This is a genomic window from Actinomadura sp. NTSP31 (assembly GCF_041951385.1).
GTDB lineage: Bacteria > Actinomycetota > Actinomycetes > Streptosporangiales > Streptosporangiaceae > Spirillospora > Spirillospora napierensis.
The window spans coordinates 91,469-102,710 of sequence record NZ_JBGNUT010000025.1; the positions used below are offsets into that span (position 1 = coordinate 91,469).

Annotated in this window: 12 protein-coding genes; 6 read left to right on the forward strand and 6 right to left on the reverse strand. The window is 73.8% G+C overall.

Features of this window, described 5'->3' with window-relative positions; all coding sequences use genetic code 11:
- Positions 1 to 13: 13 nt before the first annotated feature.
- The 3 genes from ACA514_RS34250 to ACA514_RS34260 are packed head-to-tail and all read right to left on the reverse strand — an operon-like array spanning position 14 to position 3,555.
- Complete coding sequence (locus ACA514_RS34250; protein WP_375045405.1) at positions 14 to 1,036, reverse strand: ABC transporter permease; 1,023 nt, start codon at positions 1,034 to 1,036, stop codon at positions 14 to 16.
- Positions 1,037 to 1,052: 16 nt separating this feature from the next.
- Complete coding sequence (locus ACA514_RS34255) at positions 1,053 to 2,549, reverse strand: sugar ABC transporter ATP-binding protein (RefSeq protein ID WP_375045406.1); 1,497 nt, start codon at positions 2,547 to 2,549, stop codon at positions 1,053 to 1,055.
- Positions 2,550 to 2,568: 19 nt separating this feature from the next.
- The gene (locus ACA514_RS34260; protein WP_375045407.1) at positions 2,569 to 3,555 is read right to left on the reverse strand and encodes a substrate-binding domain-containing protein; all 987 of its coding nucleotides are present in this window, start codon (positions 3,553 to 3,555) and stop codon (positions 2,569 to 2,571) included.
- A gap of 135 nt (positions 3,556 to 3,690) precedes the next feature.
- Here ACA514_RS34260 and ACA514_RS34265 point away from each other — a divergent pair, with 135 nt between their 5' ends.
- Positions 3,691 to 4,389: a FadR/GntR family transcriptional regulator gene (locus ACA514_RS34265; RefSeq protein ID WP_375045408.1), complete on the forward strand. Its 699-nt coding sequence runs from the start codon at positions 3,691 to 3,693 to the stop codon at positions 4,387 to 4,389.
- 10 nt (positions 4,390 to 4,399) lie between these two features.
- Here the strand turns inward: ACA514_RS34265 and ACA514_RS34270 are convergent, their stop codons facing one another.
- Positions 4,400 to 5,170: a class I SAM-dependent methyltransferase gene (locus ACA514_RS34270; RefSeq protein WP_375045409.1), complete on the reverse strand. Its 771-nt coding sequence runs from the start codon at positions 5,168 to 5,170 to the stop codon at positions 4,400 to 4,402.
- A 245-nt stretch (positions 5,171 to 5,415) separates the two neighbouring features.
- A complete protein-coding gene (locus tag ACA514_RS34275) occupies positions 5,416 to 5,898 on the reverse strand; it encodes a DUF3237 domain-containing protein (protein WP_375045410.1) in 483 nt (160 codons plus the stop codon).
- A gap of 144 nt (positions 5,899 to 6,042) precedes the next feature.
- Between ACA514_RS34275 and mftR the strand changes: the two genes are divergently transcribed.
- The gene (mftR, locus tag ACA514_RS34280) at positions 6,043 to 6,684 is read left to right on the forward strand and encodes a mycofactocin system transcriptional regulator (protein WP_375045411.1); all 642 of its coding nucleotides are present in this window, start codon (positions 6,043 to 6,045) and stop codon (positions 6,682 to 6,684) included.
- Here mftR and mftG read toward each other — a convergent pair whose 3' ends face one another.
- Entirely contained in the window at positions 6,685 to 8,226 is a 1,542-nt protein-coding gene (mftG, locus tag ACA514_RS34285; RefSeq protein ID WP_375045412.1) for a mycofactocin system GMC family oxidoreductase MftG, read from the reverse strand. It lies immediately after the preceding gene.
- 114 nt (positions 8,227 to 8,340) lie between these two features.
- Between mftG and mftA the strand changes: the two genes are divergently transcribed.
- From mftA to mftD, 4 genes are read left to right on the forward strand one after another with little or no spacing between them, the layout of a single operon-like run.
- Positions 8,341 to 8,463: a mycofactocin precursor MftA gene (gene mftA / locus ACA514_RS34290; RefSeq protein WP_375045413.1), complete on the forward strand. Its 123-nt coding sequence runs from the start codon at positions 8,341 to 8,343 to the stop codon at positions 8,461 to 8,463.
- Positions 8,464 to 8,473: 10 nt separating this feature from the next.
- Positions 8,474 to 8,761 (forward strand): mycofactocin biosynthesis chaperone MftB, encoded by a 288-nt coding sequence (gene mftB / locus ACA514_RS34295; protein WP_375045414.1) that lies wholly within the window; start codon positions 8,474 to 8,476, stop codon positions 8,759 to 8,761.
- Positions 8,758 to 10,011, forward strand: coding sequence for a mycofactocin radical SAM maturase (mftC, locus tag ACA514_RS34300; protein WP_375045415.1), 1,254 nt, complete (start codon positions 8,758 to 8,760; stop codon positions 10,009 to 10,011). Before mftB ends, mftC begins: the two co-directional genes overlap by 4 nt.
- A gap of 27 nt (positions 10,012 to 10,038) precedes the next feature.
- Positions 10,039 to 11,241 (forward strand): pre-mycofactocin synthase MftD, encoded by a 1,203-nt coding sequence (mftD, locus tag ACA514_RS34305; RefSeq protein WP_375045416.1) that lies wholly within the window; start codon positions 10,039 to 10,041, stop codon positions 11,239 to 11,241.
- Position 11,242 lies beyond the last annotated feature (1 nt).

Sequence of the window (11,242 nt, forward strand, 5' to 3'; positions counted from 1 at the left end):
CCACCGCCCCCTCTCAGGCCGCCGCGCCGGCGCGTCCGCGCCGCGCGACCACCACGTTGATCAGTACCGCGCCGACAATGATCACGCCGCGCACCACGTTCTGCAGGAAGGAGTCCACGCCGAGCAGCACCAGCCCGTTGCCGATCACGGTGATGAACACGACGCCGAGCAGGGTGCCGAGCATCCCGCCGCGGCCCCCGGACAGCGCCGTCCCGCCGATCACCACCGCCGCGATCACGTCGAACTCCAGCCCGGACGCCGCACCGCCGCTGCCGGAGCCGAGCCGGGCCGCCAGCAGGACCCCGGTGACCGCCGACAGCAGCCCGGTCGTGGCGAACAGCAGCACCCGGATCCGGGTCAGGTTGATGCCCGCCAGCCGCGCCGCCCCCGCGTTGCCGCCGATCGTGTAGACCGACCGCCCGTACGCGGTGAACCTGGCGACGTAGGCGAACACCCCGAACAGCACCAGCATCACGATCGCCGAGGTCGGGATCCCGGCGACGTCGCCGCCGAGCACGTCGAACACGCCGCTGTCGGGCAGCGTCACCGGCAGCGCGTCGGTGAGGTAGAGCCCGAGGCCGCCGAGGATGCTCCACAGGCCGAGCGTCGTGATGAACGACGGCACGTCGAACACCGCGCGCAGCCAGCCCGCGATCGCGCCCCACACCACGCCGAGCAGCAGGGTCACGGCGATCGCGCCGCCGACGCCGAGGCCCCATTCGGTGGCGCCCTTGGCGACCAGCACCGAGGAGAACGCCGTCGCCGGGCCGATGCTGATGTCGATCTCCCCGGCGATGATCACCAGCGTGACGCCCCAGGCGGCGATGCCGACGGTGGCGGCGTCCCGCAGGATGCCGAGCTGGTTGTGCACCGACAGGAACCCGGCGGCGGAGGCGCCGAGCGCCACGTACAGCGCGACGATCGCGACCAGCAGGCCGATCTCGTTCAGCTGGTGCGACCGGCCGTTCAGCAGCCGAGCCGCCACGCCGGCGCCGCGCGTCCCGCCGGGCGGCGGGACGGTCCGAGTGGTGGTCATGGTCTCTCCTCGTTTCTCAGGCGGCCATCGCGGCGGACAGGACGGCGTCGACGGTCACCCCGTCGCCGCTGAACTCGGCGGCGACCGTCCCGCCGCGCAGCGCGATGACGCGGTCGCACACCAGCGGCAGCTCCTCCAGCTCGCCGGACACGAACAGCACGGCGGCGCCCCGGTCGGCCAGCTCCCTGACCAGCCGGTAGATGCCCTCCTTGGCCTCCACGTCCACGCCGCGGGTCGGCTCGTCCAGCAGCAGGATCCGGCTGCCCGCGTGCAGCCACCGGCCGATCACGGCCTTCTGCTGGTTGCCGCCGCTCAGCGCGGCGATGGGGGTGCGGGTGGACGCGGTGGCGATGGACAGCCGCTCGATCAGCCCGCGGGCGGCCCGGTCGACCTTCGCCGGCAGCACGGACGTGCCGCTGCTCACCGCGCCGAAGTCCGACATCACCATGTTCTCCCCGACCCCGAGCAGCGGGACGATCGCCTCGCTCTTGCGGTCCTCCGGCGTCAGCCCGACGCCGCGGCGCTTCATCCCGGCCGCGGTCACCCGCGGCACCTCGCGGCCGTCGACCCGGACGGTCCCGGCGGCGGCCGGCTCGAACCCGGCGATCGCGCGCAGCACCTCGGTGCGGCCCGAGCCCATCAGCCCGGCCAGCCCGAGGATCTCGCCCGGGTACAGGTCGAAGGACACGTCGGCGACCTTCGGCGGGACGCTCAGCCCCGACACCGACAGCAGCGGCGTGGCGTCGCGGTCCACGGTGCGGGCCTTCGGGCGGACGGCCGCCTCGTACGCCGAGCCGAGCATCATCGCGACGGCGTCGTCGGTGGAGGTGGTCGCCATGTCGACGGTCCCGACGACCTCGCCGTCCCGCATGACCGTCGCGGTCCGCGCGATCCGGCGGATCTCGTCGAGCCGGTGGCTGACGTAGATCACCGCGACGCCGCTCCCGGCGATCCGCCGGACCGCCTCCAGCACCGTCTCGACCTCCGCCGCGGCGAGGGCGCTGGTCGGCTCGTCCAGGATCAGCAGCCGCGGCTCGCGGCGCACCGCCCGGCAGATCTCCACGAGCTGCTGCTCGGCCAGCGGCAGCGCGCCGACCTGCGCGTCCGGGGCGATGTCGAGGCCGAGCCGGTCGAAGATCTCGCGGGCCGCGCGGCGCATCGCGGGATGGTCGACCCGGCCCGCCGCCGACCGCGGCCACGCGCCGAGGAACAGGTTCTCCGCGGCCGTCATCCCGGGGACGAGGCTGAGCTCCTGGTGGACGGTCCGCACGCCGAGCTCGTTCGCGCGCCGGACGCCGCCGTCGCCGAGCGGGGCGCCGCCGACCTCCACGGTGCCGGCGTCGGCGCGCTCCACGCCGGACAGCACCTTGATCAGGGTGGACTTCCCGGCGCCGTTGCGGCCGAGGAGCGCGCGGACCTCGCCCGCCGCGATCTCCAGGTTCGCCCCCGTCAGCGCCCGGACGCCCGGGTAGTGCTTGGTGACGTCGGCGACGCGTACCAGCGGAGTGCTCATGCGGCTCCTCTTCTCGGGGTTACGGGATGCCATCGGAGTGCTCCTGGAGCCAGCGCGCCCCGTCCTTGGCGCCGAGGTAGCGGTCGATCGGGGCCGGGACGACGAACTTGTCGGTGGGCCTGCCCGCCAGCACGTCCCGCGCAGCCCGGCCCGCCAGCCGCCCGACCTTGATGCCGGAGATGTCGGCGACGCCCTTCAGGACCCGCCCGTCCTGGAGCTTCTTGGCGGCCTCGACCGACATGTCGCCGCCGAACACGGCGGTCTTGCCGGCCTTGCCGCGCGCCTCGACGGCCTTGACCGCGCCCAGCATCTGCGACCCGGCCTCGCCGTAGAACGCGTCGATGTCGGGATGGGCGGTGAGCAGCTGCTCGCCCCGCTCGACGGCCTCGTCCAGCGCGAGGCCCTGCTGGTTCGCCACGATCTTCGCGCCGGGCACCTTCGCCTTGAGCGCCTTCTCGAAGCCCTGGCGGCGCTGGATGCAGACCTCGAACTGCTCGCAGTTGATCACGCCGACCTTCGGGGCGCGCTTGCCGGCGGCCAGGAAGTAGGCGGCCATCTGCTCGCCGCTGACCCGGCCGAACTCGGCGGGGTCCCCGAGCACGAAGGAGTGCACGTACTTGCGCGCCTGCGCGTCCTCGATGCAGGTGTTGTAGCAGATCACGGGGACGCCGCTCTCCTTGGCGAGGCGCAGCGCCGGGATCGACGCCGTCGCCGAGGCCGGGGACACGATCAGCGCGTCGACCTTCGCCGAGCTCATCGTGTTGATGAACGAGCTCTCCTTGGCGGGGTCCGACTGGATGTTGGTCTGGACGAGCTGCGGATCGCCGTCCCCATGGCCGAGCGTCGAGCGCAGCCCGCGCTCCACGCCCGCGTAGTAGCCCTCGGCGTTCAGGTAGACGACGCCGATGCGCCCGTGCTCGCCCACTCTGCCGCAGGCCGCGGTGACCGCCAGGACCGCCGCGACCGCCATGAGCACGGCCACCAGACGGCGCTTGGCATGCTTCATCGACGTACTCCTCGTTCCGGCAACCTGCTGACCTTGTCTAATGCCCCCGACCCGGTGCTGTCAATATTAATTCCTAATTTATGATTACTCTGTGAGGGCTAGGGTACTCGGCGGACGAGCGAAGGGGGGCCTTCCGTGGTGCGCTACTCGGAGCGCGGGCTGCACGGCCAGACGGTGCAGGAGATCGCGCGACGCATCCTCGGCGGGGAGCTGAGCCCCGGCGACACCATCGACGTGGCGGCCCTCGGCGCCGAGCTGGAGGTCAGCCTGACCGCGCTGCGCGAGGCGCTGAAGGTGCTGGCCGCCAAGGGCCTGGTCGCCTCGCGGCAGAAGCGCGGCACGTTCGTGCGCCCCCGCTCCGACTGGAGCCTGCTCGACCCCGACGTCATCCGCTGGCAGTTCGCCAACCGCGACGACAACGCGTTCCTGCAGAACCTTGCGGAGGTCCGCGGCATCATCGAACCCCAGGCGGCGCGCTACGCAGCCCTGCGCCGCACCCCCGACGACCTCGCCGCCTTGGACGACGCCCTCATCGCCATGAAGGCCGCCGACGGCGACCTGTCCCGTGCCGTCCAGGCCGACCTTGACTTCCACCGGGGCCTGCTCACCGCGACCCACAACGAGCTGCTGGAGCGGATGGAGGTCGTGATCGAGGTCGGCCTCGCCGAACGCGACCGCCTCGTCCACGGCGTCCGCCCCCACGACGACCCGGTGCCGAGCCACCGCGCCGTCCTCGACGCCGTCCGCGACGCCGCCCCGGACCGCGCGGAGCAGGCCATGCACGACCTGCTCTCCAAGGCCGCGCGCGACCTCGACGACATCGGCCCCGGCTGACCACCGGCCGTCACTGCGCGCACGGGACCGGGCGTCTGGCCGCGTGGACGAGCCGCACGGAGATCTGCCCGGAGGCGAACAGGCGCGTGAAGGTCTCGGCCTGGCGGACCGCCAGCGCGTGCGCGCGGTCGGCCCCGTGCCCGGCCGCGACGACCGCGGCGATCCGCTCGGCGCGCCGCGACCACGACAGCGGCACGCCGCCGGGCAGCCCGGTCTGCTCGACCAGATCGAACCCCGCGCCGTCGAGCAGCCCGGCGAGCCGCCGCCGGGTGGGGAAGAGGTTGCCCTCGGGAGCCGGCAGGGCCCGCGTGCTCCGGGCCACGACGGCCAGCAGCCCGAGGGGCGCCCCGGGGAGCAGCACCCGGTGGATCTCGCGGAGCACCGCGGCCTTGTCCCGGACGGTGTCGAGCACCCCCAGGCACCAGACGGCGTCGACCGACCCCGCCCGCAGCGGGATCCGGCGGCCGTCCGCCGCGATCACCGGCAGCCCGAACAACCGGGCCGCGGCCCGGCACGCGGCCGGCATCGGCTCGAGCAGGACCGGCCGGACCCCGAACCGCTCGGCCGCCCAGGCCGCCGGACCGCCGATGCCGGCGCCCACGTCCAGCAGCCTGCTCCCGGCACGCAACTCGCACGCCTCCGCCAGCCACGCCAGCGCCGCCGGATTCGCGCTGCCCCGGCAGGCGGCCGGGATCGCGTACCCCTCCCCCAACCGCTCGACCGCGTCGGCGGTCCACCCGGCGACATCGTCGAACTCCGCGGTCATCGCCGGTTCGGTCATGGCGGACTCCCCACGGTCGAATGCGCCGCTCGGCTCATCGGAGCGGACGGCCGGTCACGTGACGGGGTCGCCGCCGGCCGGTCGGCGTGATCTCGCCGAGCGTCTTCTCCTCTGGGCATCCCTTGCCGTCCGACTACCGGCTAAGACAGGGCTCCTCCTCATTCTGTGACAGCTCCGCCAAAAGATTCACCAAACCGGCGCTTTCCGGCCTTCGGCATGTCCGCCGCCAGAGCGCCGGCGGGGGCTCAGAGCAGGGCGTACATGCGGATGGCGACGGCGTCCTCCGCCACGCCGCGCGCCAGGCCGACGAAGACGGTCTGCGCGAGCCACCGGTGCGCCGGCGCGTCGGTGCGGAAAGCGGGCGAGGTGCGGTAGTACACGCCCGGCCAGCTCACCTGGAGGTCCCCGTCGTACTGCTCGGGGCTCTTGGCGTCCTCCTCGTGGTAGTAGCCGCGGTTGACGATGTCGATGACCGCGCCGTCCTCGGCCTGGATGAGGTAGCGCGCGTCGAGTTCGCAGACGCGGCCCCGGGTGTTGGACCAGTCGCCGCCGCCCGGCAGGACGGTCCCGCGCAGCAGCGGGCCGTCCACCGTGCCGCCGGTGATGGGGGTGAACTCGGTCTTCTCCCCGTCGCCGTGACCGACGTGGAGGCTCGGGGACAGCTCGGCGCGGATCTCGAAGGCGAAGGTCAGGGCCGGGGTGAACGCGGAGGTCTGAGTCTCGGGCATGGCGGCAGGCTAGCGAGGGCGGCGAGGAAATACAACAGCGTTGTACATCACTGTTGTACATCCGTGGGACGCCCCGGCGCCGGTGCCGTTCCGCGTGCCCGCCTTCCGGGTGCGGGGGTGTGCGGGGCGTGGGAACCTTGTGCCGTGACCTCGGAAGGTGGGACGGCCGCTTCCCAGCGGGCCATGGGCAGGCCGCGCGCGACGTCGCCGGCCGTCCTGGAGCGGCTGGCGTTCGAGCTGTTCGCCCGCAAGGGGTTCGACGAGACCACCGTGGACGACATCGCGGGGGCCGCGGGGATCGCGCGGCGGACCTTCTTCCGCTACTTCTCGTCCAAGAACGACCTGGTGTGGGGCGACTTCGAGGGCCAGCTGCGGAGGCTGCGCGCGCTGCTCGACGAGACGGACCCGCGCACCCCGATGATGGACGCGGTCCGCCGGGCGGTGGTCGAGTTCAACCGGTTCGACCCGCAGGACGTGCCGTGGCACCGGCAGCGCATGCAGCTCATCCTGGGGGTGCCGACCCTGCAGGCGGACGCGACGCTGCGGTACTCCTCCTGGCGGTCGGTGATCACCGCGTTCGCGGCCGAGCGCACCGGCGAACCGGCGTCCGCGCTGGTCCCCCGGCTCACCGGCAACGTCGTGCTGGCCGCCGCGGTCTCGGCGTACGAGCTGTGGCTGGCGTCCGGGGAGGAGACGGTGCTGGCCGACGTGCTGGACGAGGCGCTCCGGCGGGTGGGCACCGGCCTGTCGGCGGTGCCGGACGGCGCCGGCTCCGCGCCGGACTGATCAGCCGCCCCGGCGGACGGCGCCGGCGATCACCTCGCCGATGAGGACGGCCGTGGCGGCCGGGCCGCGCAGCGGGGCCGTCGGCAGGATGGACGTGTCGGCCACGCGCAGGCCCGCCAGGCCGTGCACCCTGCCGTGCCCGTCGACCGCGCCGCCCATCGGCACGGTGCCGCAGGTGTGCTGGGACGTGCCGAGCCGGGCGCGGATCCACGCGTCGAGCAGGTCGTCGTCGTCCCGCAGCGCGGGCTCCGGATCGGCGAGCCGTTCGCGGATTTCGCCGAAGGCGCCGGACGCCACGACGGCCGCCGCCACCCGCACTGCCTCGCGCATCCGGCGCCGGTCGGCGCCGGTCTCCAGGTAGCCGTAGGAGATGCGCGGCGGGACGTCCGGGTCGGCGGAGACGGTGCGGAGTCCCCCGGACGTCCGGGGCGTCTGCACCGACACCAGGAACGGCAGCGGCGCGCCGGGCGCCACCGCCTCCCCGCCGACGAGGGCCATGGTCGGCACGAGGGACTGGAGGATCTCCAGGTCGCCCGCCGCGTCGCCGCCGGAGGAGGACGGCAGGTGCAGGGCGCCGCCGAGCCAGCCGCCGGACGGTGCGGGCATCGGCCGCCGCGGCGTCCACTCCACGACGGTCTGGGGGTGGTCGCTGAGGGCGGCGCCCACGGCGGGAAGGTCGTGGACGACCGCGATGCCGTGCCGGGCGAGGTCGTCGGCGGGGCCGACACCGGACAGGTGCAGCAGGTGCGGCGACGACAGCGAGCCCGCGCACAGGATGATCTCGCCCGCGTCGAGGACCGTCCGCCGCCCGCCGCGTTCGACCACGACCCCGGTCGCCCTGCCGCGGCTGATGACGACCGACCGCACCACGCACTCGCCCAGCACGGTGAGGTTGGGCCGGTGGGCCGCCGCACCGAGCAGGTAGGCGACGCCGGTGTTGATCCGCCGGCCATCGCGCGTGTTCGTCGGCACCGGCCCGAAGCCGGGCGTCCCCTGGTCGTTCTTGTCGGGATCGTCCGGATACCCGAGCGAGCGGGCGGCGGCCTGGAACGCGGCGGCGGCGGGATGCCCCAGATCCGTCCGCCGGACCGGGACGGGGCCGTCGCCGCCGTGCAGCGCCGTCGCCCCGAGGTCGAGGTCGGTCTCCAGCGCGCGCATGGCCGGCAGCACCCGGTCGTAGGACCAGAGGTCGCCGTGGGCCGACCAGCGGTCGAAGTCCGCGCGCCGCGCCCTGACGAAGTAGCCGCCGTTGACGGCGGTCGACCCGCCGAGGAACCGCCCGCGCGCCGCCGCGTACGGCAGTCCGGGCGTGAGCAGGGCCGGGAACGTCCGGACGGCGGCGTGGCCCGGCTGCGCGCCCGGGACGAGGCGCGCGTCCAGCAGCCCGGCGGGGAAGTCCGGCAGCGCCCGCGGCGCCGGCCCCGCCTCGGCGAGCAGCACCTCGCGGCCGGGGTCCTCGCTGAGCCGGGCCGCCAGGACGGCACCGCTGCCGCCCGCGCCCACCACGAGCACGTCGGGGCGGCGCCCGGAGGGGGTGATCACGCGGGATTCCGGCGGATCATGGGGCGGAGCCTTCCTTTTTGACACTCGATGCATTTACTATCCGTCCAGGACCGATGGTACGAGCCGCGCGGCATGCCGCCGGAAGGAGGACCCATGGAGACCGACGCTCCGCAGGCGCAGGACGCGGACCGGGCCGACGAGCGGGCCCAGGACGTCGACGTCGCCGAGTCGCTGATCGAGGAGGTCTCGATCGACGGCATGTGCGGCGTCTACTAGGCCGCACGCGATGACCGGGCCCGTGCCGGACCTCGACCTCGACCGCGCCTGGGACCTGCACCCGCAGGTCTCGGTGCGGCCCGAGGCCTTCGGCGCGCTCCTGTACCACTTCGGGACGCGCAAGCTGTCGTTCCTCAAGGACCGCCGGCTACTGGACGTCGTGCGGTCCCTCGGGGACGCGCCCACCGCCAGGGAGGCGTGCGCCCGGGCGGGCGTGCCCGCGACGGACCTGCCGAGGTTCGGCGCGGCGCTCGGCGCCCTCGCCGGCTCCTCCATGCTCGTGGAAAGGACCCCATGACCACCACGACGAACCGGCCCGCCCCGCACGGTCCGGCGAAGCAGGGAACGCGGCTGGTCGACCTGTTCGAGTACGGGCTCGACGCGCCGATCTGCCTGACCTGGGAGCTCACCTACGCCTGCAACCTGTCGTGCGCGCACTGCCTGTCCAGCTCCGGACGGCGCGACCCGCGCGAGCTGAGCACCGCGGAGGCCAAGGCCGTCATCGACGAGCTGGAGGCCATGCAGGTCTTCTACGTCAACATCGGCGGCGGCGAGCCGACGGTCCGGCCCGACTTCTGGGAGCTGCTGGACTACGCCACCGCCCACCACGTGGGCGTGAAGTTCTCCACCAACGGCGTCCGGATCACCCCGGAGGTCGCCGAGCGGCTCGCGGCCAACGACTACGTGGACGTGCAGATCTCGCTGGACGGCGCGACCCCCGAGGTCAACGACGCGGTGCGCGGCGCCGGCTCCTACGACACCGCCCTGCGCGCGATGCGCAACCTGCGCGACGCCGGGATGAAGAACTTCAAGCTGTCGGTGGTGTGCACCCGGCACAACATCCCGCAGATGGACGCGTTCAAGGCGATCGCCGACGAGTACGGCGCGCAGCTGCGGCTGACCCGGCTGCGCCCGTCCGGCCGCGGCGCCGACGTGTGGGACGAGCTGCACCCGCGCCAGGAGCAGCAGCGCGAGCTGTACGACTGGCTGGTCGCGCACGGCGACAGCGTCCTGACCGGCGACTCGTTCTTCCACCTTTCCGCCTACGGCAAGGCGCTGCCGGGCCTGAACCTGTGCGGCGCCGGACGGGTGGTGTGCCTCATCGACCCCGTCGGCGACGTGTTCGCCTGCCCGTTCGCGATCCACGACGAGTTCCTCGCGGGCAACATCCGGCAGCCGGGCGGGTTCGCCCGCGTGTGGCGCGAGTCGGACCTGTTCCGGAACCTGCGCGAGCCGCAGACCGGCGGCGCGTGCGCGTCCTGCGGCTTCTACGACACGTGCAAGGGCGGCTGCATGGCCGCCAAGTTCTTCACCGGCCTGCCGCTGGACGGCCCCGACCCCGAGTGCGTCCAGGGGCACGGCGAGAAGCTGCTCGCGCAGCGTCCCGAGGACCGTGCGGGGCTCCCGAGGCCGTCCGCCGACCACTCGCACCGCACCTCGCCGCCGCGCCGCAGGCCGGTGCCGGTCACGCTGATGACCAGCCGCCCGGAGCGCCCGCCGGTGAGCGCCTGCGAGGAGAACCCGCTGGCCGGACTGCGGCTCCCCTAACGCCCCACCCATCCAGGAGACATCGAGATGTTCAAGAACCCGTGGTTCGAGACCGTGGCCGAGGCGCAGCGCCGGGCCAGGCGGCGGCTGCCGCACATGGTCTACGGGGCGCTGGTCGCGGGCTCGGAGCGCGGCCGGACGATCGACGCCAACACGAAGGCGTTCGGCGACCTCGGCTTCGCGCCGCGCGTCGTCGGCCACAAGGCGGAGCGCGACCTGTCCACCACCGTGCTGGGCGTGGAGACCTCCATGCCGGTGCTCATCTCCCCGACCGGCGTGCAGGCCGTGCACCCCGACGGGGAGGTGGCGGTGGCGCGCGCCGCCGCGAACCGGGGCGTCATCATGGGGCTCAGCTCGTTCGCGAGCAAGCCCGTGGAGGAGGTCGCGGAGGCCAACCCGAACGTCTTCTTCCAGATGTACTGGAGCGGCGACCGCGACGCGATGATCCAGCGCCTCGACCGCGCGAAGAAGGCCGGTGCGAAGGCGCTGATCGCCACGCTCGACTGGTCGTTCTCCAACGGGCGGGACTGGGGCAGCCCCATGATCCCGGAGAAGATCGATTTCAAGACGGCCGCGAAGCTCGCGCCCGGCGTGCTGCCCCACCCGGGCTGGCTGTGGAAGTTCGCCAAGGAGGGCCGGATCCCCGACCTCACCACCCCGAACCTCAAGCCGCCGAACGGCCCCGCGCCGACGTTCTTCGGCGCCTACGGCGAGTGGATGCAGACGCCGCCTCCCACCTGGGAGGACGTCGAGTGGCTGCGCGCGGAGTGGGGCGGGCCGTTCCTGCTCAAGGGCGTCACCCGGGTGGACGACGCCAAGCGCGCGGTCGACGCCGGGGTGACGGCGCTGTCGGTGTCCAACCACGGCGGCAACAACCTCGACACCACGCCCGCCACGATCCGCGTCCTGCCGTCGATCGCCGAGGCGGTCGGCGACCAGATCGAGGTGCTGCTGGACGGCGGCGTGCGGCGCGGCGGCGACGTCGCCAAGGCCCTCGCGCTCGGCGCGCGGGCCGTGCTCATCGGCCGCGCCTACCTGTGGGGCCTGGCCGCCAACGGGCAGGCCGGGGTGGAGAACGTCCTGGACATCATGCGCGGCGGCCTCGACTCCGCCGTCCTCGGGCTGGGCCACTCCTCCGTCCACGAGCTCAACCCGGAGGACCTCGTCGTCCCGCCCGGCTTCGCGCTGACGCTCGGCGGCGGCTCGGTCGCCGACGCGCCGGCGGGCTGAC